The sequence below is a fragment of the Sporosarcina sp. BP05 genome (genome assembly GCF_014282005.1).
Lineage (GTDB): Bacteria > Bacillota > Bacilli > Bacillales_A > Planococcaceae > Sporosarcina.
In genome coordinates this window covers 22,742-49,013 of sequence record NZ_JACFTD010000015.1, presented here as the reverse complement: position 1 = coordinate 49,013, position 26,272 = coordinate 22,742, and the positions used below count along the sequence as shown (strand labels likewise).

The following is a 26,272-nucleotide window of genomic DNA, read 5'->3' as shown; positions in this document are numbered from 1 at the left end:
TTGAAAATGCTGTGGATAACTGATAGGCTAGTAAAGGATTGAAATATCGATTGGGTAGAGGCTGCATTGCTTATTAGTCACACACGCGAGATTGACACCGATGACCGTGTGTAAAAGGAAGCTTTGCCGAAGTTTGGTAGGATTGTCAGGATCTATCAAACTGGGGTTATTCCGAATAGGGATAACACTGTCATACATCTTTGAACATGTATGATGAGCTACAAGTCGTGAGTTAGATAAGCAGTATTAGTTATCCAACAAACGAAACGTAGATAAAGCCGGCTCCTGATGCACTCTGCTGAGTGTAGTTAGTAGCCGTATTTTTATTCCCCCTATATAGGGCCTCAACCCGACAAAATGGAGGAATAGTAGATGATAGGAACATGGGTATCAATTTTACCACCACTAATCGCAATTATTATGGTGTTTGCAACTAAGCGAGTGCTGTTGTCGCTCGGAACAGGAATAGTCTCAGGCGCATTACTCACGGCGTCATTCGGACCTGTCGAATCGCTGAAGAACTTATGGGAATCGGTCAAGGCTACATTTTGGGATGGTGGACTTAATACAGGAAATATTTATATTATCCTTTTCATTCTTCTATTAGGAGTTATCACTGCATTTGTTAGTTTGTCAGGGGGAAGCCGGGCATTTGCAGAATGGGCAGTGCGTCATATCAAAACAAAACGCGGTGCAAAATTACTTACGGTGTTTCTCGGTATTGCTATTTTCGTGGATGATTATTTTAATGCATTGGCAGTGGGGCAAATTGCTCGGCCGATTACAGATCAGCATCGCGTTTCCAGAGCGAAATTGGCTTATTTAATTGACTCCACGTCAGCACCGATTTGTGTCGTATCACCAATTTCAAGCTGGGGTGCCTTTCTAATAGGACAGCTTGCACTGATATTTGGTGGCGCTGCAGCAATTAGCTATTCGCCACTATCTGCCTTTGTTATGATGGCGCCTATGAATTTTTACGTTATCGCAACACTTGCAATGGTATTTTTCCTTGCATGGACGAATTTCGATCTATTCGAAATGAAAAAACATGAACAGCGTGCGACAGAAACAGGTCAATTGTTTGATCCTGATAAAGTCATTCCAGGTCAGCTGAAAGAGGAATTCCCTGTACATGCACATGGTCGCGTTCGAGATTTGGTAGCACCAATCGTCACACTAGTTGCAGTGACATTTGCGGTGATGGTTTGGACAGGCTATAAAGCGGGCGGATCAATGAACGTTTTATCGATTTTTGAAAATACGAATGTCTCTCTTGCATTACTGTCGGGTGGAATTTTCGCCACGCTGATAGCGGTAGTATTATATATGCAACAGATGAAAAATAATGAAACGGCAAGCTATTCTCTTATTGGCAGTGCCTTTACAAATGGATTGAAAGCAATGATGCCACCTGTACTGATTCTTATTTTTGCGTGGTCATTATCTTTCTTGATTGGAAAACTGGAAACAGGCCTATATTTATCAGAGCTTGTACTGAAATCAAATATACCGGTTTCATTCCTGCCAGTCATCATGTTTATCCTTGCTGGTATTATGGCCTTCTCGACAGGAAGCTCATGGGGATCGTTTGGTATTCTTATGCCGATTGCAGGAACCATAATGATTGACGCGGCACCAGAAATGTTACTACCTGCGCTTGCAGCAGTTCTTGCAGGAGCGGTTTTCGGTGATCACTCTTCACCGATTTCTGACACGACGATTCTATCATCTACAGGTGCAGGATGTAACCATATTGATCATGTTTCGACACAGTTTCCGTATGCGCTGATTTGTGCTGTAGTAGCTACATTGGGCTATATCATACTGGGTATTACGGGGTCCATATGGATTGGTCTAGTTGGTGTCATTGTTATTCTTGTAGTATTGTTTTCTGTGTGGACGATGAAAGCTAGAAAAAACGTAGGACAGCAGTCTTTATAATAGTAAATGATTGGAAGCGGCGAGTTTTTTTGCCGCTTCTTTATTATGTCTAAAATAGTATTTCGACAAAAAAGTTTTGACAATAGTCAGATAGGTATATATACTAGGTGTTAATACTAATATAATCAGAAAATGGTGAACTTCCACTCAATGGTTAATTAAAAGAATTCAGAAAGGATGATTGCGAATAACCGATTTTCCTGTCAATTGAAAGACTTATTTGAAGGAATTCAACTGTGAAATAAGGAGTTAGAAAAGTCTCTATAGACTGAATAGGGAGTTTGTTTTACAATAGGCATGTAAGAGGAAACAAAATGATATCTTCCGGAAAGCTAAATCGTTTGTCATTACTCGTACGATTTAAATTGTCGGAAGTATCAATCAAAAGGGGGATTTTATATGAAATTGAAAAATTTTGTAAGTGTATTTGCTGCTTCGGCTTTAGCAGTCGGATTGTTGGCAGGCTGTGGTGCGGGGAACAAAGCTGAAGAAGGAAGCACAGGTGGAACTAAGGGTGGCGATACGATTAAAATCGGAGTCAACCTTGAATTATCAGGTGCTGTTGCCTCTTATGGTACTTCAGAACTATCGGGAATTGAACTTGCAGTTGAAGAAATTAACGCAGCAGGTGGAGTTGACGGTAAGAATCTCGAACTTGTAAAAGTTGATAATAAGTCTGAGCCTGCCGAAGCAACAAGTGCAGCGCTTAAATTGATCACTCAGGATAAAGTAATTGCAATCATCGGAGCAGCTACAAGTGGTGCTACTGTTGCACAGGCTGAAATTGCGAATAGCAATAAAACGCCACTGATCAGTCCATCTGGTACAAGCCCGAATGTAACAGTTAAAGACAACGGAGACGTTAATGAATTCGTATTCCGTACGTCATTCATTGACCCATTCCAAGGAACGGTTGCAGCAAACTTTGCAGCGAACGACCTTGGCGTTAAAAACGTAGCCATTTACTCAGATAACTCGAGTGATTATTCAAAAGGGCTAGCATCATCATTCAAAAAAGATTTTGAAGCTGCAGGCGGTACAATTGTTAGAGAAGAATCTTACGTAGGTAAGGATACTGATTTCCGTTCAACACTTACACGTATTAAAGCGGCAAATCCTGAATTCATTTTCATCCCTGGATACTATGAAGAAGTAGGATTGATTGTTAAACAGGCTCGTGAAATGGGTATCACTGTTCCACTTATGGGAGCAGATGGTTGGGATTCTCCAATCTTGCTTGAACTTGCTGGTGCAGAAGCATTGAATAACACGTTTACAACAAATCACTATTCATCTGAAGATCCAGACGGCATCATTCAAGACTTCAACAAAAAGTTCAATGACAAATACAGTAAATCACCTGATGCATTTAACGCACTTGGTTATGACACAGTTTATCTTTTAGCTGATGCTATTAAACGTGCAGGTGGTCCAGACTCTGTGAAGATTAAAGATGCTCTAGCTGAAACAAAAGACCTTGAGCTTGTAACTGGATTGTATTCGGTTGATGAAAACCATCACCCAGTCAAATCAGCTACTATTCTTGAATACAAAGACGGCAAACAAGTCTTCAATACAAAAGTTAATCCTTAAATCAATCACGCCTCGGTGTGATTGCGTCCAGATTTTGAATTGAGCTTGCTCAATTAACTCCATTCAGAATCTGTGACATCCGCCGGAGGCTTTAACTTTATTCAGGCGGGGTTTGAACCCCACTGCATTGTAGATTTCGTTCGCATTTATCTAGCCACTAATAGAAGTGGTAGACTTCTGCTGAATGAAGTTAAAACTGTAGGAATGGGGGAGGATGTCCTCCCTTCATTCCTTTTTTAATCTCAGGGAAATTATAAAGTCTCGTACTGTGGATAACCTACGAAAGGTGATATTTCACGTCTAGACTCCAGCGCCTAAGGGCTCGGGTCATAAGCCAACCCCGCTGTGAGGCAAAGAACGCCTCTTCGCCGGTCTGTCTTATGCCTGTCGCCCTTGACCAGGCGCTTTCGCTTTTGTTTATCCTTACTTTAAAGCTGGAAAAGGAGTGAAAAGTTAATGGAATGGTTACAACAGCTAATAAACGGTATTTCACTCGGCAGCATTTATGCGCTAATTGCATTAGGTTATACAATGGTTTATGGAATCATAAAACTCATAAACTTCGCACACGGTGAAATTTTTATGATTGGTGCGTTTATTGGGTATTACTCCATTGCAGGTTGGGGTCTTGGATTCTTCCCCGCTTTACTATTATCGATGGCTTCCTGTGCAGTTATTGGTGTTCTTATCGAACGGATAGCCTACAAAAGATTACGTAATGCGACAAGAATCGCGGCTTTGATCACTGCAATTGGTGTATCACTACTAATTCAAAATGGTGTCATTTATATGCGTGGGGCACAACCCAATGCGTATCCAGAAGTACTTCGCAATAAATCATTTGATTTTTTCGGTGCTCAAATCAGCAGTCAATCAATCTTAATTCTATCTGTTTCTGTGACATTGATGATTATTCTTCAATTTGTCGTACATAAAACAAAAATCGGAAAAGCGATGCGAGCTGTTTCCTATGATGCTGAAGCAGCTAAGCTGATGGGGATTAATGTCGACAACACAATCTCGGCTACGTTTGCGATTGGATCAGCCCTAGCTGGTGCAGCGGGCGTTATTTTCGGTATTTATTATACAAAGATTGACCCACTAATGGGTATTATTCCTGGTTTGAAAGCATTCGTTGCCGCTGTTCTTGGTGGAATAGGAATTATTCCGGGAGCAATGGCTGGAGGACTTGTGCTTGGAGTAGTTGAAACTTTTGTCAGTGCGCTTGGTTTCTCTCTATGGAGGGATGCTGCGGCATTCGTCATTTTGATTTTGATACTCATCTTCAAACCGTCTGGACTCTTTGGTAAAAATACACGTGAGAAAGTGTAGGTGAAAAAAAGTCATGAAAAAGTCAAAACAGTTTTGGTCTTTTGTTGCTTCATCTCTAATCGTTTATACAGTTATTCAAGTACTTATCAGTGTAGGTATATTGAATGATTTCCATTCTAATACATTAATCTTTATGGCAATTAATATTATGTTGGCCGTCAGTTTACACTTAGTAATTGGTGTTACAGGACAGTTTTCACTTGGTCATGCAGGATTCTTAGCGGTGGGTGCCTATATTTCGGCAATCGTTACAATGAAATTACAACTGCCATTTCCGATTGCAATAGTAGCGGCAGGAGTGATGGCTACGGTTGCAGGATTAGTCATAGGGATTCCAAGTTTACGACTGCGCGGTGATTATCTAGCAATTGCTACGCTTGGATTTGCAGAAATCATTCGTATTGTGTTCTTGAATATTGAATATGTAGGTGGAGCGGCAGGGATGCAAGTGACGCATTTAACTACATGGACCTCTGCGTTTATCTGCCTTTTCGTTACGATAGTCGTCATCGTCAATTTTACAAAATCAAGACATGGCCGCGCGTGTATCTCAGTTCGAGAAAATGAGATTGCGTCAGATGCCATGGGTATTAATACAACGTATTACAAAGTGTTAGCGTTTGCAATTGGTGCTTTCTTTGCGGGCGTCGCAGGCGCTTTGTATGCACATAACTTTTATATCATTCAGCCTTCAAACTTTGGATTCTTAAAATCCATCGATATCTTGATCTATGTTGTATTGGGTGGTTTAGGAAGTTTGTCAGGAGCAATTGTTGCAACAATTTTATTAACTATTGTTTCCACATTCTTGCAAAGTTATCCTGAAACACGCATGATCATCTATAGTCTTGTACTTATCATTGTTATGCTTTATCGTCCAAAAGGTTTAATGGGCACAATGGAAATAACGGATTACTTCAAATTGTGGAGAGGTTCGAAAGGAGGCAGCCAGCATGACAAGTGAACCGTTACTGAGAGTGAAAGATGTAGGTATACAGTTTGGCGGGCTGAAGGCAGTTTCGAATTTCAATATGGAAATCAATCAAGGTGAACTGATTGGGCTTATTGGTCCAAATGGAGCGGGTAAGACAACGAGTTTCAACTTATTGACTGGTGTTTATAAGCCTACGGAAGGCGACATTTTGTTTAAAGGAGAACGCATTAATGGAATGGCTCCTTATCAGGTAACGCGCAGGGGAATGAGCCGGACATTCCAAAATATACGTCTGTTTAATGAACTTTCCGTTTTGGATAACGTTAAAGTTGCTTATCACTCGTTAGCGAAGCATTCAGTTCTAAGTTCTATGCTACGCCTTCCATCCCATTTTTCTGGGGAGAAGGAAATGGAAGAAAAAGCAATGGAATTCCTCAAGATTTTTGAATTGGATAAATATAAAGATGAAGATGCGAAAAACCTGGCATATGGGAAGCAGCGTAGGCTTGAAATTGCACGCGCATTAGCCGCGGGTCCAGAGTTGTTACTGCTTGATGAACCCGCTGCTGGGATGAACCCGCAGGAAACGAAAGAGCTTATGGAGTTAATCGCATTTGTCCGTAAGAAATTCAATCTAACCATTTTATTAATTGAGCATGATATGAATTTGGTAATGGGGATTTGTGAACGTATTTACGTGTTGGATCATGGTGTACTTCTTGCTGAAGGAACTCCTGAAGAAATCCGTAATAATCCGAAAGTAATCGAGGCTTATTTAGGGGAGGAAGTTGACGAATGAGTATGTTAAAAGTTGACAACCTAAACGTCTATTATGGCAGTATCCATGCGCTTAAAGGTGTTTCACTACATGTAGATCAAGGTGAAATTGTGACATTGATTGGCGCGAATGGTGCTGGGAAGAGTACGTTGTTGAAAACATTATCAGGTTTATTAAAACCTAAAGAAGGCACTATAAAGTATTTGAATGATTCAATAGCGGGTAAACAAGCTCAAGCAATTGTAAAATCAGGAATCTCGCATGTACCTGAAGGAAGACGAGTGTTTGCGGAGATGAGCGTTGAAGAGAATATTGAATTAGGTGCTTTTTTAAGAAAAGATAAAGCAGGTATTCAACAAGATTTTCAAAAAGTCTATGAGATTTTTCCACGCTTGCATGAGCGTCGCAAACAAACTGCTGGAACGCTGTCTGGCGGTGAGCAGCAGATGCTAGCAATGGGCAGGGCTATCCTGGCAAGGCCGAAACTGTTGTTGTTAGATGAGCCTTCAATGGGACTAGCACCATTAATGGTTAAGACGATTTTTCAAGTCGTCAAGGATATTAATCAAGAAGGAACGACGATTCTTCTCGTAGAGCAAAATGCCAATATGGCCTTATCAATTGCTGACCGGGCGTACGTTATTGAAACAGGTCGTGTCATTCTTTCTGGGACTGCTAAAGAATTGCAAGCCAGTGAAGAAATCAAAAATGCTTACCTGGGTGGCCATTAATTGAAAAGAGATAGTGCTTGGTAAAACCGGCACTGTCTCTTTTTTGTGACAGTAATGGAATAAGCGTCTAGAGGTGGTTGTTTGAAGTCTGAATATATGATACATTGGCAACAGTAGTGAAAACACTTTAAAAGTTAGTAGGAATGGAGTCGGTCGTCGTGTCATGCAAACCGGAACAGGGAAACAGAGCTGAACATGTTAGAAAACCCGATTGGTTAAAAATTAAGCTAAATACGAATGATAACTATACAGGTCTTAAAAAAATTATGCGTGAGAATAATTTAAATACCGTATGTGAAGAAGCGCGTTGTCCTAATATTCATGAATGTTGGGGAGAGCGTCGTACGGCTACATTTATGATACTTGGTGCAGTTTGTACACGTGCATGCCGTTTTTGTGCTGTTAAAACAGGCTTACCGACAGAACTAGATCTTGCAGAACCAGAACGCGTTGCGGATTCTGTTGCCCTTATGAATTTAAAGCATACAGTGGTAACAGCAGTAGCGCGTGATGATCAGAAAGACGGAGGATCTGCGGTATTTGCGGAAACAATCCGTGCTATTCGCAGAAAAAATCCATTCACGACAGTGGAGGTTCTTCCATCAGATATGGGTGGCGTTTATGAGAATCTAGAGCGGCTTATGGATGCTAAACCGGATATCTTGAATCACAATATCGAAACGGTACGTCGACTGACACCAAGGGTTCGTGCGCGTGCAACATATGACCGTTCACTTGAACTTTTGCTACGTGCGAAAGAAATGCAACCTGATATCCCTACAAAATCTTCTTTGATGCTTGGCCTTGGTGAAACGCATGAAGAAATTCTCGAGACAATGGATGACCTTATTGCGCATAAAGTTGATATAATGACAATAGGCCAGTATTTACAGCCTAGTAAAAAACATTTAAAAGTACAAAAGTATTATTCGCCACAAGAATTTGGCGAGTTGAGAAAAATTGCAATGTCCAAAGGGTTCTCACACTGTCAGGCAGGTCCGCTCGTACGCTCGAGTTACCATGCTGATGAACAGGTGAACGCGGCTGCAAAAGAAAGGCAGCGTCAAGGTGATGAACAACTGGAAACAACACTGCAAAGCTAAATTGGCGGTGAAAGTTGAATGATAATTTTAGAAAACTGGCAGTTTGATATACTAACAGACTACCGTGAGGGATTTAATGAAGAGGCTTTGCTTGCAAGATACAGTGATGTTCTCCTCAAATACGATTACATACTTGGGGACTGGGGATACGGACAACTCCGTTTAAAAGGGTTTTTTGATGACACAAACCAGAAAGCAACGTATGAAACTAAAATCAGCACATTACAGGATTATCTATACGAATACTGTAATTTTGGCTGTGCTTATTTCGTTTTGAAAAAATCGGGGCGGGTTAAACTAGAAGTTGAAGCTGCTGAAACCTCTGAAACTCCTGAGACTCCTGAAGTATCTGAATAACTGGGCTTGCGCGTGGATATTAAATCTGCCCGCGAGTCTTTTTTTGTCTCTATATATTGAACAACTAGCACGTCTGTTGATCGACCATTTATTTGTATAAAGTACGGGTAAGGAGAGCTTGCTATCCTTTATTTTCACTGGACCATTTCTGGTTCGCTTTTGGCGAACTATTCATGACAGATTTACTTCTAGGCACACTCTTTCCAGTAATCCTGTTGCGAATAGTTGCCTGTCGCGTACCTACAATGTTCAAATGAAAAATGCAGTTGTTTCGGAAGAAAAGAGTAGATGACATCCTATAGAAAGTGTAAGTGCCCGAAGATGCAATTTCGGGCACTCTGGTACTTTGTACAATGTGCTTCTTGCTTACTTTTAACAAAGAGTATGCATCTAATCGTGTGATGCCTTATAGAAAGTGATACCTCTTTAAATTAGAGAAGAAAAAACCATAGAGAAAGCATCAGCCGCCAAAATTGCATCTTTGGCGGCTTTTCTCCAAATAGGAAGTCAGCTATTCTTTCGTCCCAAAAAGCTTTAGCACTTCGTGTATCTGTGTTTTTGAAAAGCGACGGATGAAGGACGACCATACGATTAACGGAAAAAGTGTGTAGGGATGCGACAAAGTCGCATCCCTACACATCCAGACATCCCGGTAATCGTGTAGAAGCTATTCAATCCAAAGCGTTTCAAAAGCGCAACTATACAAGTAGCGAATTCGATGAGATTCTTTATCTCACCATATTTAAAATCGGAAATATGGTATCATAAGTTGAAGAAAGTTGAACAACCAGGAGGGAAAGTCCATGTATTTTGTTGACCGAAACCAAATAAGCGAATCGCTAAATCATATGGAAGTTTTGCTTGAATTGTACAGAAATGAAAATGGATGGCAGCAAGATATCATTCACTCACTTGCGCTTGAACGGATAACGAATGTACTCATCGAATCGGTTATCGACGTCGGAAATTCGATGATTGATGGTTTTATCATGCGTGATCCAGGGAGCTATGAAGATATTATTGACATTATGGAAGACGAACGTGTTATCACTTCGGAAATGGCAGGTCCATTAAAGCAGGTAATCGAACTTAGAAAGATGATTGTCCGCGAATTTACGAAAGTGGATGTTGGGACGATAATCGAAGTATTGAACGCTTCAATGGACGAACTTCTCGAGTTCCCAAACAAAGTGCGTCATTATCTTGAAAATGAACTTGGCCCTGTTTCTGCCTTCTTACCGGAAGATTAATGACCATGGATAAATACAAAGCAATCTGTCTTGATCTAGATGGAACGGTTTACCGTGGGATTGATCCGATTTCAGAGGCGGTCTCTTTCATTGAAAATACGCAACAAAATGGAATTGATCCTTATTTCATCACGAATAATTCTTCGATGACTCGCGCGAAGCTACGGGAGAAACTAGCTTCATTCGGAATAAAAGCAGATTCTGACCGCATCATGACCTCTGCAATTGCCGCCGCAAAGTACTGCAAAGAAAACTATTATGGCGCATCTGTTATGATGATTGGTGAAAAAGGGTTGGAAGAAGCGTTAGCATCTGAAGGGATAGCAATCACAGCAACGAATCCCGATGTTGTTATCATGGGCATTGACCGAAGTATAACGTATGCAAAATTGGCGGATGCTTGTCTAGCATTACGTGCAGGCGCGCATTTCATAGCAACGAACAGTGACAAAGCATTTCCGACGGAGAGGGGACTCGTTCCGGGGAATGGATCATTTGTGAAATTAATGGAGAATGCAACAGGAGTATTGCCGGTATTTGTCGGGAAACCTGAGCCCCATATGCTTGAATTCATTCAAGTAGAAAACGGCTATCGAAAAGAAGAGATGATCCTGATTGGTGATAACTACGATACGGATATACAAGCGGGAATTCGTTTTGGCATTGATACGATACATGTTGCAGGGGGAGTTACTTCACCAGAAGAAGTACTTTTGAAATCGCAGCAACCGACTTATTCATATCGGACACTGCTTGATTGGATAATATAAAAAGGCCAGCCGCCTGAAAAGGGCGGTTAGCCATAATGCTCAAAAGAGCGGATTGTCTTCTATATATTGATAGATGCGCTCAGTCAGTTCGTCATTTGTATCAGCCTCGACGATATCACCATTGACGATGGCATAGAGCGTATCTGAACATTTTGTACAGTAACTCAGGCAACCATACTCAAGAACGTCAAGATTTGGATCTTTTTCCAACTTTTCAAATGTTTCCTGTGAATAGTTTGCGATATTACTTATGCAAAATTCGACAATCGGATTCATGATGATCACCTCACCTATTTGGAATCCTACTCTTTTTTTCTTCGCACGTCAACAATCCCGCATTACCGGATAGACTAAATTCGCCTAGTTTACAACTAATTAAATTTGTTGAACATCTCGTCTGCTGATCAAGAAAAGTAACCAGTAACTAACTTGATTACCCCCAGGCCGCTACTTGTATAGTTGCGCTTTTGGATCGCATTGGAATGAATGACTTCTATAAATCTGTCATGAATAGTTAGCCGTAAGCGGGCCAAAATAATCCAGTGAAAATGAAGGATATCAAGCCTTCACAACAGTATTTTATGCGAATAAGTGGTAAATCAACAGATGTGGTTGAACATATGAATACATGCACAAAATGAGCGTAGGCATCCGCTAGTGCCGAAGCGAATTCAATGGAATTTTTTACAACACAGATTCGATAAAGAAACTACCGACGTTGAATAAAACTTCACTTTCCCGTGAATCATTGTGAAGCATGTCACAAACTGATATAATCGTAATTGGGAAAACAACGGATTAATGGATTACGAAGGAGAAAAAATTATGAGAAAACTTGTCTTATTAGGTGCCGGATATGGAAATATGCGTATTTTACTGCGTTTATTGACGAAAGAATTGCCGAATGATATCGAAATAACGCTTGTCGATCGGACTCCGTTCCATAGTTTGAAAACGGAATTTTATGCGCTGGCATCTGGAACTGTATCGGATTCAGTTGTGCGTGTTCCGCTACCAGAACATGATAGGTTGAAAGTTGTAAGTGGAGAAATCATTGAGATCAGGCCGGATGAGAAGTGTGTTTATCTCGATGATGGCGTGCAAATCATGTATGACGAACTGGTAATAGGGCTTGGTTGCGAAGACAACTATCACAATGTACCGGGTGCTGCGGAATACACATATAGCATTCAAACGATTGGTAAGTCTAGGGTTACGTACGAAAAACTTCTTGGTTTTGGTAGTGGAGCGACGATTGGTATTGTTGGCGCCGGCTTAAGCGGAATAGAACTTGCCAGCGAGCTTCGAGAAAGTAGACCAGATTTGAACATTAAGCTGTTCGATCGTGGTCCGCGAATTTTGAGGGATTTCCCTGAGAGACTTAGTAATTATGTTAAAGGATGGTTCGACGAACATAATGTAGACGTTGTTCCAAATTCTAATATCACGAAAGTGGAACCAACAATTCTATATAACCATGAAGAAACTATACCGGTTGATGCAGTTGTCTGGACAGCTGGGATTCGTCCAGTGGCATCTGTGGAAAACATTGACACGGAAAAAGACGGATCAGGTCGTGTTGTACTGAACATGTATCACCAGTTGCCTGAATTTAACGATGTCTACGTCGTAGGAGACTGTGCAGCACTTCCTTATGCTCCGAGTGCACAAGTTGCAGAAGAACAGGCGGAACAGATTGTACGTATATTGCGTAACGTTTGGAACAACGAACCGCTTCCGGAAACTATGCCGGAAATTAAGCTGAAAGGGTTCCTCGGTTCCCTAGGTAAGAAGCAAGGATTTGCATATCTTGCTGACCGCACTGTAACAGGCCGTATTGCGCGATTGTTGAAATCAGGTGTGCTTTGGATGTATAAATGGCATAATGGCTGACAGAGCAAAAGCGCAAGCGCCTGTCGCCCATAGGCGCTGAAGTCTGGATGTGTAATCTCTATGTTGCAACTTATCCACAGCGCGAGATTTTATAGTTTCCTAAGCTATAAAAAATCCCTTACTCGCATTGTCGCGAAAGGGATTTTTTCTTCTCATTTAAGTTAACTCTTTATCACTTCAAGATTCAGCTATATAGCCGTTCTTTTCAAGTGCAGCAAACACCGGTTTTAATTGGATATAACCTTCACCAATCATTTCGTCATTGATCATGACCAACGGATAGAAGAACTCATCGTCCTGTATTTGCTGGACGATTTTTTTGTGTTTGTCGTCAGAAACAGCTGATTCGATATCAATGTATGTGATACTGTATGGCTGATTTGGGTACTTTCTGTCGATAGCAGCTTGAAGCCATTCGTATGTATCTTTGGATGAAGGTGAATTAACACAGCTTGCACAGATGATATCCGCGCCATAAATTTCAATGATTGTAGTAGTTGTACTCATAGTAATTGTCCCCTCCCGATTGATTGTTGGATTTTTTCTTCTTTCCAGTTTATAATAAGTATAAGGAAAGGAGAGTTAAAAAACAATGACAGATACAGCGCTAACTGAACCAGTACAAGAAGTATTGAATAAATTACGTCCATTTCTCCTACGTGATGGAGGAGACTGTGAACTTGTTGATATCGAGGACGGCATCGTTAAACTCCGCCTACTTGGTGCTTGCGGTACATGCCCAAGTTCGACAATTACACTAAAAGCAGGGATTGAACGCGCACTTTTGGAAGAAGTTCCAGGCGTCGTTGAGGTAGAGCAAGTCTTCTAATTTAAAAGCTGAGCGGGCCGAAGTTTGGTCCGCTTTTCTATTTGATAGCTCGGATATCCTGCCACCGTTCTTTTGCCATTTTGATAATCTTCGGATCACTGGACATGCGCTGGCCTTCTAGAACGCGTGAAAAGCTTTTTATTGCTTCATCTTTATCTCCGATTTTCCATGATAGTTCTGCAATCAGATACAAAACCCTCGTTTCAGACATTTGTGTTCCAGCGAAATCGCCTTCTGAAAACGAAGCGTTATAGAAATTTCGTGCGATTGTTAGAAAACGTTGTTCTTCTACCTCCGCGCCTTTATCACGATATAACCAAGCAATTCGTAAGGTAAGTCCTGCCAGTGTAAGAACTTTTTCCTTTTTGAACATAGCGCTTAAATAGGCAAGCTTATACGTTTTAATCGCTTCATCGACATCGCGTTCTGAACTGAATGATCGGCCATTCCACTTAGATGTTATCCGTTCGGCTATGTCTTCTTCCGTGCCTGGAGCAAAGTAAGGGGAGAAATCATCGGTAAAAGAGAAGCCGCAATGAGGGCAGACGGCAACGTTATAAAAGATTGGATTTACTTCAGGATCTGAATAGACAGGTTTGAAGTCATTTTCGTGGGATGCAACCCGAACGAATCGTGAGCGAACTCTTATAGTAGTGAAATTATACTTACAATAAAGGCATGCAACTTTTTTATCATAAAACGGGCTGATTTCCATATAAACCTTCCTTTCGTACTAGTTAATTCATTATAGCGTAAATCCTTCAAGACTGGAGTTAATATGATTGCGTTATGCTCGATTTAATTGCTATGATAGAAGGAAGAAAACAAAGGGAAGGTGAACACGGATGACACAAGTTGTTGAAGTTACAAAAGCAGCGGCAATTCATGTGAAAGAAATGATGCGTCATAATGAGGAAGAAGGATCATTCCTGCGTGTCGCTGTGAACGGCGGAGGATGTAGTGGTTTGACATACGGAATGGGTTTTGAAACTGAAAAGTCACCGGATGATCTTCTGCTTGAACAGCATGGTTTACAAATTCTCGTTTCTAGTGAAGATGCAGGAGTTCTTGAAGGCACACAAGTCGATTATAAAGAGTCCCTTATGGGGGGCGGATTTACAATAAATAACCCGAACGCAATTGCTTCTTGCGGTTGTGGGACATCATTCAGAACAGCTAAAAAAGAAGGAACTCCAGCAGACTGCTGACTCTTTTTTTACTCTCCTAAATCATACTTAGGAGGGTTTTTTTGTTGTATTTTGATGATGTTTTATTAATCAGTATTTTCAAATATTTGCTATTTCAAATATACTATTGAAAAGCCGTATCAAAAGGGCTACTATAAGAGATAGAAGTTTGTCGAAAAAATGACAAAGGCCGGGACTGTGTAAATCGTCGGTGTACCGATTTCACGTGGGCCGGGCACATAAAAAAATCAAAGGTGGTTTCGATCTTCGTGAAAAGACCGACAATTTTAGTATTAGGCGCGGGTTATGGCGGTTTAACAACAGTCGTTAACTTGCAAAAATCTCTTGGAGCAGACGATGCAAATATCGTTCTTATAAACAAAAATGAGTATCACTATGAATCGACATGGCTTCATGAAGCTGCTGCAGGAACAATGTCTCCTGAGTCAGTGCGTTATGATATCAAAGATGTTATTAACAGTAATAAAGTAAAATTCGTCCAAGCTGAAGTTCAAGCAATCGACGTTACTGGGAAAGTCGTAACGACAAATGTCGGTACACATACATACGATTACCTTGTTATCTCACTTGGTTTTGAAGGCGAAACATTTGGTATTCCAGGTCTTGATAAATATGCACTTTCTATGGCCAACGTTAAAGCAGCACGTCAAATCCGCGAACATATCGAATATCAATTCGCGACTTGGTCAACTGAAGAAGTTAAAGACGATAGCCGTCTGACAATCGTCGTTGGAGGAGCGGGCTTCACAGGCATCGAGTTCCTTGGTGAACTTGGTAACCGTGTACCTGAACTTTGTAAAGAGTTCGACGTTCCACAAGAAAAAGTACGCGTACTTTGCGTAGAAGCAGCTCCGATGGTTCTTCCAGGATTTGACCCTGAACTTGTCGATTATGCAGTAAGACATTTGAACTCTAAAGGAATCGAATTCTCGATTGGTACGCCAGTTGTAGAAGCAACTCCTGAAGGCGTTAACATTAAAAAAGGCGAAGATGTATTTGAATTCGTCAAAGCTGGCACAGTCGTTTGGGCAGCAGGTGTCCGTGGTAACCGTCTAATCGAAGAAACGGGTATCGAAAATATGCGTGCTCGTGTCAAAGTAGACAAGGATCTTCGTGCACCAGGTTATTCCGATGTATTCATCGTTGGAGACTGCGCACTAATGATCAACGAAGCAGTGAACCGTCCATTCCCACCTACTGCACAAATTGCTATGCAACAAGGTGACATGTGTGCGAATAACATCATCGCACTTATGAAAGGTGAACCTACTTCTGACTTTACACCTGATTTAAAAGGTAGCGTTTGTTCACTTGGCGACAGCGATGCAATTGGTGTCGTATTCGGTAAAAAAGTGACGGGTACTAAAGCTTCATTCATGAAGAAAATGATTGATAACCGTGCGCTCTTCATGATCGGTGGTCTGGGACTGACACTGAAAAAAGGTAAATTTAACTTACTTAAATAAAACATATATAAAGCATTCGCCTGTCATTGACGGCGGGTGCTTTTTTTTGAAAGGGGATCCTAAATGTCGCGGAAAATGCGAGGGAATGTATGGCTTGGCGCGGCTGGACTTGTTGTGAATGGCCAAGGACAGTGGCTTGTTGTTAGGAAAAACTACGGTGGTTTAAAAGGTTTATGGTCCATACCGGCGGGATTTGTTGATGGCGATGAAACGGCAGATTGCGCAGCAATTCGTGAAGTAAAGGAAGAAACAGGAGTCGTTTGTCAGCTCGAAGGCATGATTGGGTTCCGTACAGGTGTATTGAATGGGGAAGTGAGCGACAACATGGCCATATTTATGTTGACGCCTACAACTGAAGGGCAGTTATTAATCCCGGAATTAAAAGAGATTTCAGAAGTGGCGTGGAAGAGCCCAGTCGAATTAAAAGCAGATCAGGACGTCTCAGTGATGATTCATGAAATTGCTGAAAAGGTGATTTCATCAGGGTTTGATGAAATCGGAAATATCAACCCGGGCGATCAATTCGGTTATACTTCTTATAAACTTTTTTTCAAAAAGTGACCTTTATTGAAAAGATTAAAATCGACAAATTATTGAACAAGTCGTGTAATGTTGAAAGCGTTCAGCCGTTCCTGTAAAATAATGAATGGAAAACGGAGGTAGTCACATTGGGAACGATTTCAATAACGCACGTCGTTTTATCTATAATGATTTTCATAGTTATGTTTTTTGGAATAGGATTCCTATTAAATATGCTTCTTCGCATGACATGGTTGATGGCTATCATTTATCCGATTGTCGTCATACTAATTATTGATGAAGTACGTGTATATGAATACGTCACGAAACCGAAATACGCGTTCCAGCTTCTGGGTGATAAGATAATTGCACTCCATACAGCAGATGTCCTTATCTTGGCAAGCGGGCTTGTCGGAGCGATTATTTCAGGTTTCGTTATTAAGCTATTAAGAAAACAAGGTTACCAGATGTTTTAAAAAAGGGTGTGTTCAAGCGATTATGCTTGAACACACCCTTTTTTGTTTTTAAACAATGAACGAATAGATAATAACTGAGATTAGAATCCCGGTTACAGCACCTGCAAACACTTCATTTGGTTTATGACCTAATAACGTTTTTAATTCTAGAATCTTTTGCTGTCCATCTTTCTGCTGCCAGCCTTTTGCTTCTTGAACAAACGTCTGGAAGTCTACTCGCATTTGATTGATAATCAGTGCTTGTTGTCCTGCCTGGTAACGAATACCTGTTGCATCAAACATGACGATGACGGCAAAGATGGCAGAAACCGCAAACATAGCTGAGTCTAATCCCTGTTCGTAAGCAATTGCAGTCGTTAACGATGTAACTGCAGCCGAATGGGAGCTGGGCATCCCGCCTGTCGAAGTCATTAGTTTCCAGTCAAGTTTACCTTCCAGAAGATAATGAATCGGAATTTTAACGAATTGAGCAAAGACAATCCCGAATAATGCCGCTAGAAGCGGGGTATTTTGTAATAAGGCCATTAAGTTCGACTCCTCTATAAAGTACGGAAATTATATATTCAGTATACCATAATGATGTGCTACAAAAAAACAAGGTAGTACGGATACCGAATGAATTGCTACAAACGGCTGAAAATTTAGGCTATACTAAAGAATGTAGGTAAAACTGGAGGTTGTCAAATGAAAACAATAATTATGAAACCAATTTTTGATAATGTAGAAGCCGATGTACTTGTAATTGGTGTACCCGAACATCCGGAAAATATAACAGGTTGGGACGACTTTGTCAGTTCTTTCAGTACCCGTTTACCAGAATGGGTTAAATCCGGAGATGTTAAAACTGAATTCAAAAGTATTGTTAAAATGCCATCCGTAGAAGTCGGTGGCTACAAGCGTGTACTCTTTATCGGACTTGGCTTGCATACGAAATTGACGGTGGATCGGTTGCGTCAGGTATTTGCAGCGGTCGGAAAAGAGCTTGCAAGCATGAAAGTAGCTTCTGCTGCCATTTGGACGGCACCATTCACGAATGACAAGTTGACGTGTGAAGATGTTGTTTTTGCGGCGACGGAGGGTATTGGGCTTGGCATGTACAAGTTTGAAGGATACCGTACGGATTCAAACGAACGCGATGTTGCACTTGAAACGCTATCGTTCTTATCTTCATTTGATGAAGATGAACTGAAAGCGGCTTTCGAAGTAGGAAAAGTACATGCATATGCGGTTAATGAGGCACGTAATCTTGTTAATATGCCGCCTAATCTATTAACAGCAACTAAAATGGCTGACTATGCACGTGAAGTCGCTGAAAAATATGATTTCGAAATTGAGGTACTTGGTAAGAAAGAAATGGAAGAGCTCGGTATGGGTGCAATTCTTGCGGTCAACAAAGGTTCAGTGGAAGAGCCTAAGTTAATCGTCATGAAGTATGTTGCAGCTGACAAATGGGAAGATGTTATCGGCCTTGTCGGCAAAGGAATTACCTATGATACCGGCGGCTATTCTTTGAAAACGAAAGACGGAATGGTTGGTATGAAAGGTGATATGGGCGGTGCGGCTGCAGTTCTTGGAGCTATGACAATTATAGGAGAGCTACGCCCCGCGAAAAACGTCATTGCTGTTATCGCATCAACGGACAATATGGTTTCTGGAGATGCTTTCAAACCAGATGATGTAATTACATCACTAAGTGGCAAGACGATTGAAGTGCTCAATACAGATGCAGAAGGACGACTTGTTCTGGCAGATGCGGTTACATACGCTAAGCAGGCCGGTGCAGACTGTCTGATTGACGTTGCGACACTAACAGGCGGAGTCATCGTCGCGCTTGGTATGGACAAGACAGGGGCGCTTACGAATGATGAAGAATTCTTTGAAGAGTTCATGCAGGCATCCATGGAAACGGATGAATTCGTCTGGAGACTTCCGTTGACGGAAAATGATAAGAAAAGACTTCGTAAAAGTGAAGTAGCAGATTTGAATAATTCACCAGGCAGAGATGGACATATGATTTTTGGTGGCGGATTTGTAGGGGAATTTGTTGGTGACACACCTTGGATACACCTTGATATTGCAGGGACATCTGATGCAATTTCCGCACATGATTTAGGGCCGAAAGGTGCAACGGGTGTCATGGTACGAACGCTGGCGACACTTGTTGAGCGGTTAGCCGACACTGATATAGAAGCTGAATAGGCGATAGCCTTTTTCCCTTTAGTCTTATTCGAATAGGATAAGTAGGAAAGGGGAATGACTATGACTAGAGGTTTTCACGGTGGTGGCGGCGGCGGCGGCTTTGGTCGAGGTGGAGGTTTTGGCCGTGGTGGAATTGGTCGCGGCGGCTTCGGTCGAGGTGGGGGTTTTGGTGATTTTGGCGGACCTTTTATTGGCGGATTTGCTGGTAGTTTATTAGGTAGTGCATTGTACCCGGGATACGGATATGGCGGCGGATACGGGGGATACCCAGTCTATCCATACTCACCGTATCCATATCCACCCTATCCATATCAACCATACGGCTATTACGGGCCATACTAAAAAGATGAAAATACCTGTCAACTGAGTTATCGGCTGATAGGTATTTTTTGGTGTCAAGGAAATGGGTATGACGGTTATAAAGTCATTCATGGCGGTCATAATACTACCCAGGGCGATTATGCAAGTCGAGAACACTAGCGACGCTTGTTGAACGGCTTGCCGATGACGATATAGAAGTACAATAGGCGATTGCCTCTTTCCTATTAGCTTTATTTGAATAGAATGAGTGGGAGAGGGGAATGATTATGTCCAGAGGTTTTCATGGTGGTGGAGGTTTTGGTCGAGGCGGCTTTGGTCGCGGCGGCTTCGGTTTTGGAGGATTCGGAGGATTTGGCGGACCTTTTCTCGGAGGACTTACCGGTAGTTTATTAGGCAGTGCATTATTCCCAGGGTACGGATATGGTGGTGGATATGGCGGTGGATACGGTGGTGGATACGGCGGCTATCCAATTCAACAGGTTCAACTGTTCCAACAGTTCCCACAGAATCAGCAATTCCAGCAATTCCAACAGTTTCCGCAAACTCAACAATTTCAGCAGTTCCCGCCGTCTTCATATCAACAATTCGGGTATAACGGGCCATACTAAAAAGAGAAAAATACCTGTCAACCGAGTTTTCGGCTGGCAGGTATTTTTTTAAAGATAAGAAAGCATAAGTTTTTTTTGACTTGGAATAGTGTCTAGCTCCAGGCGCCAGCCGCTTTTCTTAGTCTTCCTTCTGATGAGTCGGCGGATTCTTTAATTTAGCTTGTTTAATAACTTCTGCAAGATCATCACCAACAGTTAGTTCTGTCGGTTTTACACCAGAGATATAAGCGGCACGGCTCATAAGATGTCCGCCAATCGGAGAGGTAATGAACAGGAATGCAATTGCGAGTAGAAGTTGAATACTAAAATGTCCTTCCTTCAACCAGAAGTGAAGAAATACGCCAACCAGAATACTAAGTACTCCCAACGTTGCACTCTTAGAAGCTGCATGCGCCCTCGTATAGACGTCCGGTAAACGAATGATACCAATGACAGTCACGGTAGTGAAAATGATGCCAACGACGATTGTAATGACAATGAGGATGTTAGCTAGTACGATCACGCTCGATTATCTCTCCTTTCTCAATGAATTTAGAGAATGATACGGTTCCAATGAATGACATAATCGCAATCAGCAAGATGACTTCCATGAAAAATCCGGTATCGAAGATGACTGATAACAGAGCGATTGCTGAAATCAGCATGACGCCAATCGAGTCAAGTGCGACGAGTCTATCCGGAATAGATGGACCGCGGAATACACGGTACAGCAGACCGGCAATCGACAGCAGTACAAGGATTAGGCAAACCCAGATGAATGTCGTCATGGTCGGCTTACCTCCTTAATGGCTTTTTCGAATGAATTTTTGATTGAATCAATTGCGTCATCGACATCATCGACGTCAATGGCATGGATATAAAGCGTCCGTTGATCATCGGAAACGTACAACACAATTGTTCCAGGTGTCAACGTAATTAGGCTTGATAATAATGTAATCTCCCAATCATGCTCAAGATCAGTCGGCAAAGCGAAAATCATGGGTTGAATATTCATCTTCGGACGTAAGATGAGTTTCAGCACTGAAATATTAGACAGAGTTAGCTCCTTGAAGAAGAGCAGTGCCAATTTAAATGCTGCCCAAAGCCGCCAAATATACAGCCTTTCTGTGAAAAATCGTCTCGTTATTATGATCAAGAGTAGACCAATCAAGAGCCCGATTACGAACGTTGAAGCGGTGAATGAGGTGCTCATGAACATCCAAACAAGAGCGATGAAAAAGTTCAATAATAGTTGAAATGCCATTGTCATCTACTCCTTTAACACCGCATCAATATAGATGGATGGTTGTAGTAATACGTCTGTCGCGTCCGTCATATAGGGAATGAGCCATTCAGACCCAACACCGTACAGCACGGACAGAATGACTAATGCAACAGCCGGCATCATCATCTTGCGGTAAGTCCGACGGTTTGTTGTCGGCAACTCTACAGTTGTGGGATCTCCCCAGAATGCATAGATGAAAATCCGGATGACAGACAACAGGACCACAAGGCTCGATGCAAGGATGATAATACTCCCCAAGACGTGACCCGCCTCGAACGCACCTTTTACAATAAGAAGCTTGCCGACGAATCCGCTTAATGGCGGAATGCCCGCTAGTCCAAATGCTGCGATTAGATACATCCAGCCAAGTGGCGCATGGGTTTTCATTAGCCCACCCATCTTACGTAAGTTTGAGGTACCGGTTACGTAAACGATGATGCCAATCAGAAGGAACAAAGCCCCTTTAATGAGCATGTCGTGGATCAAATAGAATACGGCACCTGTTAAACCAGCCTCGTTCATTTGTGCAGCTCCGAATAAGATAACACCCACTGCAATGACGATATTGTAAATAATAATATGTTTTACATCGAAATAGGCAAGGGCACCAATGCAGCCGGCAACGATTGTGAGTAATGCCAGTGCGGATAATAAGCCATGTGTAAATCCAACATCATGAACAAAAAACAGCGTATACGTTCGGATGATTGCATAAATGCCGACTTTAGTTAGCAATGCACCGAATAGTGCAAGCACCGGTATTGGAGGTGCTGCATAAGATCCTGGTAGCCAAAAGTAAAGAGGGAACAAGGATCCTTTTACGCCAAACACGATTAAAAAGAGCACTGCAATGACCGTTATGATACCAGGTTGTCCAATCTCTGCAATCTTCACTGAAATATCGGCCATATTTAATGTACCAACAACAGAGTAGAGGTAAGCAACTGTAATAACGAATAATGCAGATGAAATGACATTGACGAGTATGTACTTGATTGATTCGCGAAGCTGCTTTTTCTCGCCGCCTAGAACGATTAACAGGTAAGAGGCGATGAGCAGAACTTCAAAGAATACGAACATATTGAAAATATCACCTGTTGTAAATGCGCCATTGATGCCTGTAATCATGAACAGGATAGCGGGATAATAGAAGTAGCGCTCTCGCTCTTCACCAATAGCTGTGAAACTGTATAGCACAACAAAGAGAGTGATCAAGATTGTTGTCGTCACAAGTAATGCAGACAGCATATCGGAAACCATTGAAATTCCGAACGGTGCCGGCCAGCTTCCGAGAGTAATTGCCTGAACGCCATCAGCTTTCACTTTTGCAACAAGGAAAAGTGCGGCAACCAGGCTGATTAACAGCCCGATACAAGTCAACAATCGCTGTACCTTGATATTCTCCTTGAAGAACAGAAGAATAATGGCGAAAAGGAATGGCAAGATGATTGGGAATAGAAGTAAATTAATCATGTTCGTCATTTCCTCTCATGAGATTCATATTGTCTGTCTTATGTTCAGCATACGACCTGTAAGCAAGAACAAGGATGAACGCTGTCACACCGAAACTGATGACAATTGCCGTCAATATTAGCGCTTGCGGCAATGGATCTGCGTAATCGGCTACCCCTTCTGCCAAGACAGGCGGGGAAGTGCCACCAAGGCCGCCCATTGTCAGGAGTAGCAGATGGGCACCGTGACTCAACAGGCCTGTTCCAAGTATGATTTTAAGGATGCTTCTAGAGAGTATCAGGTAAACAGCGGCCATGAAAAGGATTCCGATGACGATAGCCATTAGAAATTCCATTATTCATCTCCCCCAATCGTTTGAATCATTGTAACGGCGGCACCTACAACAACAAGATAGACACCGGCATCGAAGATCATCGCTGTATGTAAGGATGTTTTTCCGAACAAAGGCAAAGTAAAATAATCGAAAGCGTGTGTAAAGAACGGAACGTTGAAAAAGATTGAACCTGCAGCTGTTCCGAACGACAGCAGTAAGCCGATAGCCGTCACAATTGTAAAGTTAAAAGGCAATGCTTTTTGGACGGTTTTTAAATCAAAGGCTAACAACAGCAGCACAATTGCCCCTGCTGTTAGCAGTCCTCCAACGAATCCGCCCCCTGGTGTATAGTGTCCCGCAAAGAAAATATGGATTGAAAAAAGGAAAATGATAAAGAATACGAACTTTGTTGTCGTTTGTAAAATGACATCATTGGTTTTCATCCGTACTCTCCTCCTTTCTTGACAACTTCAGACGAATCATGGCAATGACAGCGATTCCTGCAATTGACAGAACGGCGATTTCAAATAATGTATCAAATCCACGGTAGTCTACAAGGATGACGTTGACGATGTTACCGCCCCCGGCTTCTGTTGCAACTGTGTCTTTGTAATACTGCGAAATAGATGGAATCAGTTTTTGTGAATGGGCTGATAAAGCAATCAAAGTTACCGTGATTCCGACACCGGCAGCAATAATCAAATTGCCAATCTTGTTGCGTTTTGTTTGACCGTGATTATTAAGTGACGGTAGATGTTTAAAGGCTAATAAGAATAAGGCAACCGATATCGTTTCAATAACGAGCTGGGTAAGCGCCAAATCGGGTGCTTTGAAAATGACAAAGAATAAAGCAACCGAATAGCCAACGGCACCTAATGCAATAATTGCCGACAGCCTTGTCTTCGCAAGAAGAACCATACAAACTGCGACGACCAAAACAATAGCAGTCAGAACGCCATACAAGTTGATGGGAGAAAAACTATCCATATCAACAACGAAAGCTTCTTTGATGAATAACGTCGCAGCTGTAATTGAAGCAATAAACGCAAACATATAAATCAGATACGTGCGGATTAAACCAGTCATATAGAAGCGAGAAAGTTTGTTCATCCCACCCTCACCAAACATCATGGCGGAATCATACAATGCATTTAACGACAAGTACTCTGGTTGGATATCGTACATTTTTTGCCATCTTGCCAATGTCAAAAATAGAACGAGACCAACACCAACAAGCGAAACTGTCATCCATAATTCAGGAGCATCAAAGCCGTGCCAAGCTGCAACGTCAACATCGACTTCAGAAGGATGATTGTATAAATCAGGCTGAACAGCCATCACGGCTGGTTTCACCAACCATTTTCCAATCAAGTTCGGAATGAAGAAGATACCAACAACGAGCGTAGCAAGAATGACGGGAGAAACAAGCATCCCGACAGGCGCCTCATGCGGCTTAATAGGAAGAGGTTCACTCTTTTGTTGTCCTGCGAACGTCTTGAATACAAAGTAAAAGCTATAGACGAGTGTAAAGACGCTGGCAATCCAAGCAATAACAGGGAAGAGTATTCCCCATGTTGCAAAGTTGAACAGTTCAAAATGTCGGATGGCCAACATGGATTGAAGGAACATCTCCTTACTTAGGAAGCCATTGAATGGCGGAAGACCTGCCATTGACATAGATCCGATGAAAGCTACCGTGAAACTAACTGGCATAATACTCATCAATCCACCGAGTTTCCGGATATCTCGCGTACCGGTTTCGTGGTCAACAATACCTGCGATCATGAACAAACTACCTTTAAAGGTTGCGTGGTTGATCAAATGGAAGATTGCTGCGAACGTTGCGAATTTGAAAATCGGATCATCCGAGTGATAAGCAAGCGCACCCGCCCCGAGTAGGGACATGATAAGTCCAAGCTGACTGATTGTCGAGAAAGCAAGAATCGCTTTCAAGTCGGTCTGTTTCACCGCAAAGAAAGAGCCCCAGAACAGCGTCAGTAGTCCGATACCGGCTACGAGCCAAATCCAAACTTCCGAAACTGCGAAAATAGGGGTGAATCGTGCGACAAGGTACAGCCCAGCCTTTACCATCGTTGCGGAGTGCAGATAGGCACTGACCGGTGTAGGCGCTTCCATTGCATCAGGAAGCCAAATATGGAACGGGAATTGTGCTGATTTCGTAAATGCACCTAGCAACACGAGAACGAGTGCGAGTGTAAAGAATTCATGCCCTACAAAAGTGGGGGAGCTAGCGATAAGTTCGCGGATGGAAAACGTATCTCCCATAATTCCTAGCAGAACGAATCCCCCAAGCATCATTAGTCCACCAAATACAGTGATCATCATCGATTTCAATGCACCAAATCGTGAACCATCACGTGTACTCCAATAGCCAATAAGCAGGAATGACGAAATGGATGTTAGCTCCCAGAATAAATAAAGGGAAATAACGTTATCCGATTGCACAACGCCTAACATGGCACTCATGAAAATCAACAGATAGACGTAAAAGTGATTCAACTTTTCTTTACGTTTATCGAGATAAAAGATGGAGTAGAGAACAACGAGTGCACCGATACCAGTTATAAGTAAGGTGAACAGCAGGCTGAGACCATCAATGTACGACACGAACGAAATACCAAGAGACGGAATCCATTGCAGTTCTGATAGAGCATGTCCGCCGTCCATTGTTGTTTTAATGAATCCTATGTAATAAATGAAGAGGGAGACAGGGACGAGTAAAACGAACCACCCAGTATGTATGTCTTTCAGTTTCCTGAATAGCAGGGGAACGAATAGTGCTGCCATAATTGGCAGGAAAATCAGTAATACGAAATTCAAAAAAATCCTCCTTCCTAATGAATGAAACATTATTCTTTGCATTGTTTTAAAGTATAGCGTAAAGAGAGCG

The 26,272-nt window shown here is 42.0% G+C and carries 30 protein-coding genes and 1 riboswitch; of the genes, 19 read left to right on the top strand and 11 right to left on the bottom strand.

Annotation, left to right across the window (positions count from 1 at the left end; all coding sequences use genetic code 11):
• Positions 1-47 precede the first annotated feature (47 nt).
• Positions 48-229, top strand: a riboswitch (Lysine riboswitch).
• A 143-nt stretch (positions 230-372) separates the two neighbouring features.
• The 10 genes from H2672_RS14855 (at position 373) to H2672_RS14810 (ending at position 10,792) form a co-directional block, all read left to right on the top strand.
• On the top strand, positions 373-1,944 hold the full coding sequence (locus tag H2672_RS14855; protein WP_186672666.1) for a Na+/H+ antiporter NhaC family protein: 1,572 nt from the start codon (positions 373-375) through the stop codon (positions 1,942-1,944).
• Between the two features lie 399 nt (positions 1,945-2,343).
• Positions 2,344-3,537 carry an ABC transporter substrate-binding protein gene (locus H2672_RS14850; protein WP_186672664.1) on the top strand — a complete coding sequence of 398 codons (1,194 nt, stop codon included), beginning with the start codon at positions 2,344-2,346 and terminating at the stop codon, positions 3,535-3,537.
• 456 nt (positions 3,538-3,993) lie between these two features.
• Positions 3,994-4,869, top strand: a complete 876-nt coding sequence (locus H2672_RS14845; RefSeq protein ID WP_186672663.1) for a branched-chain amino acid ABC transporter permease — start codon at positions 3,994-3,996, stop codon at positions 4,867-4,869.
• Positions 4,870-4,882: 13 nt separating this feature from the next.
• Complete coding sequence (locus H2672_RS14840; protein WP_186672662.1) at positions 4,883-5,833, top strand: branched-chain amino acid ABC transporter permease; 951 nt, start codon at positions 4,883-4,885, stop codon at positions 5,831-5,833.
• Entirely contained in the window at positions 5,823-6,602 is a 780-nt protein-coding gene (locus H2672_RS14835; RefSeq protein ID WP_186672661.1) for an ABC transporter ATP-binding protein, read from the top strand. The genes H2672_RS14840 and H2672_RS14835 overlap by 11 nt, the downstream gene beginning before the upstream one ends.
• A 2-nt stretch (positions 6,603-6,604) precedes the next feature.
• The gene (locus H2672_RS14830) at positions 6,605-7,312 is read left to right on the top strand and encodes an ABC transporter ATP-binding protein (protein WP_186672718.1); all 708 of its coding nucleotides are present in this window, start codon (positions 6,605-6,607) and stop codon (positions 7,310-7,312) included.
• Positions 7,313-7,455: 143 nt separating this feature from the next.
• A complete protein-coding gene (gene lipA / locus H2672_RS14825) occupies positions 7,456-8,415 on the top strand; it encodes a lipoyl synthase (protein WP_186672660.1) in 960 nt (319 codons plus the stop codon).
• Positions 8,416-8,433: 18 nt separating this feature from the next.
• Positions 8,434-8,772 (top strand): YutD family protein, encoded by a 339-nt coding sequence (locus H2672_RS14820; protein WP_186672659.1) that lies wholly within the window; start codon positions 8,434-8,436, stop codon positions 8,770-8,772.
• Between the two features lie 803 nt (positions 8,773-9,575).
• Positions 9,576-10,022, top strand: a complete 447-nt coding sequence (locus H2672_RS14815) for a DUF86 domain-containing protein (RefSeq protein WP_186672657.1) — start codon at positions 9,576-9,578, stop codon at positions 10,020-10,022.
• 5 nt (positions 10,023-10,027) lie between these two features.
• Complete coding sequence (locus H2672_RS14810) at positions 10,028-10,792, top strand: TIGR01457 family HAD-type hydrolase (RefSeq protein ID WP_186672654.1); 765 nt, start codon at positions 10,028-10,030, stop codon at positions 10,790-10,792.
• 39 nt (positions 10,793-10,831) lie between these two features.
• On the opposite strand, the gene H2672_RS14805 is transcribed toward H2672_RS14810, so the two are convergent.
• On the bottom strand, positions 10,832-11,068 hold the full coding sequence (locus tag H2672_RS14805) for a YuzB family protein (RefSeq protein WP_186672652.1): 237 nt from the start codon (positions 11,066-11,068) through the stop codon (positions 10,832-10,834).
• Positions 11,069-11,617: 549 nt separating this feature from the next.
• On the opposite strand from H2672_RS14805, the gene H2672_RS14800 reads away from it, so the two are divergent.
• Positions 11,618-12,685: an NAD(P)/FAD-dependent oxidoreductase gene (locus H2672_RS14800; RefSeq protein WP_186672649.1), complete on the top strand. Its 1,068-nt coding sequence runs from the start codon at positions 11,618-11,620 to the stop codon at positions 12,683-12,685.
• A gap of 177 nt (positions 12,686-12,862) precedes the next feature.
• Here H2672_RS14800 and H2672_RS14795 read toward each other — a convergent pair whose 3' ends face one another.
• Positions 12,863-13,192 carry a YuzD family protein gene (locus H2672_RS14795; protein ID WP_186672647.1) on the bottom strand — a complete coding sequence of 110 codons (330 nt, stop codon included), beginning with the start codon at positions 13,190-13,192 and terminating at the stop codon, positions 12,863-12,865.
• An 85-nt stretch (positions 13,193-13,277) separates the two neighbouring features.
• Here H2672_RS14795 and H2672_RS14790 point away from each other — a divergent pair, with 85 nt between their 5' ends.
• Positions 13,278-13,514: a NifU family protein gene (locus H2672_RS14790; protein WP_186672644.1), complete on the top strand. Its 237-nt coding sequence runs from the start codon at positions 13,278-13,280 to the stop codon at positions 13,512-13,514.
• Positions 13,515-13,551: 37 nt separating this feature from the next.
• On the opposite strand, the gene H2672_RS14785 is transcribed toward H2672_RS14790, so the two are convergent.
• Positions 13,552-14,229: a DUF2225 domain-containing protein gene (locus H2672_RS14785; RefSeq protein ID WP_186672642.1), complete on the bottom strand. Its 678-nt coding sequence runs from the start codon at positions 14,227-14,229 to the stop codon at positions 13,552-13,554.
• Positions 14,230-14,359: 130 nt separating this feature from the next.
• Between H2672_RS14785 and H2672_RS14780 the strand changes: the two genes are divergently transcribed.
• The 4 genes from H2672_RS14780 to H2672_RS14765 all read left to right on the top strand — a co-directional run bounded on the left by H2672_RS14780 (position 14,360) and on the right by H2672_RS14765 (position 17,183).
• Positions 14,360-14,722, top strand: a complete 363-nt coding sequence (locus H2672_RS14780) for a HesB/IscA family protein (protein WP_186672641.1) — start codon at positions 14,360-14,362, stop codon at positions 14,720-14,722.
• 248 nt (positions 14,723-14,970) lie between these two features.
• Positions 14,971-16,188, top strand: coding sequence for an NAD(P)/FAD-dependent oxidoreductase (locus tag H2672_RS14775; RefSeq protein ID WP_186672639.1), 1,218 nt, complete (start codon positions 14,971-14,973; stop codon positions 16,186-16,188).
• A 63-nt stretch (positions 16,189-16,251) separates the two neighbouring features.
• Positions 16,252-16,749 carry an NUDIX domain-containing protein gene (locus tag H2672_RS14770; protein ID WP_186672637.1) on the top strand — a complete coding sequence of 166 codons (498 nt, stop codon included), beginning with the start codon at positions 16,252-16,254 and terminating at the stop codon, positions 16,747-16,749.
• Between the two features lie 107 nt (positions 16,750-16,856).
• Positions 16,857-17,183 (top strand): YuiB family protein, encoded by a 327-nt coding sequence (locus H2672_RS14765; RefSeq protein ID WP_255485839.1) that lies wholly within the window; start codon positions 16,857-16,859, stop codon positions 17,181-17,183.
• A 48-nt stretch (positions 17,184-17,231) separates the two neighbouring features.
• Here the strand turns inward: H2672_RS14765 and H2672_RS14760 are convergent, their stop codons facing one another.
• Positions 17,232-17,708, bottom strand: coding sequence for a divergent PAP2 family protein (locus H2672_RS14760; protein WP_186672635.1), 477 nt, complete (start codon positions 17,706-17,708; stop codon positions 17,232-17,234).
• 159 nt (positions 17,709-17,867) lie between these two features.
• On the opposite strand from H2672_RS14760, the gene H2672_RS14755 reads away from it, so the two are divergent.
• The 3 genes from H2672_RS14755 (at position 17,868) to H2672_RS14745 (ending at position 20,311) form a co-directional block, all read left to right on the top strand.
• Positions 17,868-19,382, top strand: coding sequence for a leucyl aminopeptidase (locus H2672_RS14755; protein ID WP_186672633.1), 1,515 nt, complete (start codon positions 17,868-17,870; stop codon positions 19,380-19,382).
• Between the two features lie 60 nt (positions 19,383-19,442).
• Entirely contained in the window at positions 19,443-19,724 is a 282-nt protein-coding gene (locus H2672_RS14750) for a hypothetical protein (RefSeq protein WP_186672631.1), read from the top strand.
• A 239-nt stretch (positions 19,725-19,963) separates the two neighbouring features.
• Positions 19,964-20,311, top strand: a complete 348-nt coding sequence (locus H2672_RS14745) for a hypothetical protein (RefSeq protein ID WP_186672629.1) — start codon at positions 19,964-19,966, stop codon at positions 20,309-20,311.
• A gap of 118 nt (positions 20,312-20,429) precedes the next feature.
• On the opposite strand, the gene mnhG is transcribed toward H2672_RS14745, so the two are convergent.
• The 7 genes from mnhG to H2672_RS14710 are packed head-to-tail and all read right to left on the bottom strand — an operon-like array spanning position 20,430 to position 26,202.
• Positions 20,430-20,813: a monovalent cation/H(+) antiporter subunit G gene (gene mnhG / locus H2672_RS14740; protein WP_186672627.1), complete on the bottom strand. Its 384-nt coding sequence runs from the start codon at positions 20,811-20,813 to the stop codon at positions 20,430-20,432.
• On the bottom strand, positions 20,797-21,078 hold the full coding sequence (locus H2672_RS14735) for a Na(+)/H(+) antiporter subunit F1 (protein WP_186672625.1): 282 nt from the start codon (positions 21,076-21,078) through the stop codon (positions 20,797-20,799). Before H2672_RS14735 ends, mnhG begins: the two co-directional genes overlap by 17 nt.
• Positions 21,075-21,554 carry a Na+/H+ antiporter subunit E gene (locus H2672_RS14730; protein ID WP_186672623.1) on the bottom strand — a complete coding sequence of 160 codons (480 nt, stop codon included), beginning with the start codon at positions 21,552-21,554 and terminating at the stop codon, positions 21,075-21,077. The genes H2672_RS14735 and H2672_RS14730 overlap by 4 nt, the downstream gene beginning before the upstream one ends.
• A 6-nt stretch (positions 21,555-21,560) precedes the next feature.
• Positions 21,561-23,048: a Na+/H+ antiporter subunit D gene (locus H2672_RS14725; RefSeq protein WP_186672622.1), complete on the bottom strand. Its 1,488-nt coding sequence runs from the start codon at positions 23,046-23,048 to the stop codon at positions 21,561-21,563.
• Positions 23,041-23,382, bottom strand: a complete 342-nt coding sequence (locus H2672_RS14720) for a Na(+)/H(+) antiporter subunit C (RefSeq protein ID WP_186672619.1) — start codon at positions 23,380-23,382, stop codon at positions 23,041-23,043. The genes H2672_RS14725 and H2672_RS14720 overlap by 8 nt, the downstream gene beginning before the upstream one ends.
• Positions 23,382-23,804 (bottom strand): Na(+)/H(+) antiporter subunit B, encoded by a 423-nt coding sequence (locus tag H2672_RS14715; protein ID WP_186672617.1) that lies wholly within the window; start codon positions 23,802-23,804, stop codon positions 23,382-23,384. The genes H2672_RS14720 and H2672_RS14715 overlap by 1 nt, the downstream gene beginning before the upstream one ends.
• Positions 23,791-26,202, bottom strand: a complete 2,412-nt coding sequence (locus H2672_RS14710) for a Na+/H+ antiporter subunit A (RefSeq protein WP_186672615.1) — start codon at positions 26,200-26,202, stop codon at positions 23,791-23,793. The genes H2672_RS14715 and H2672_RS14710 overlap by 14 nt, the downstream gene beginning before the upstream one ends.
• Positions 26,203-26,272: the final 70 nt, after the last annotated feature.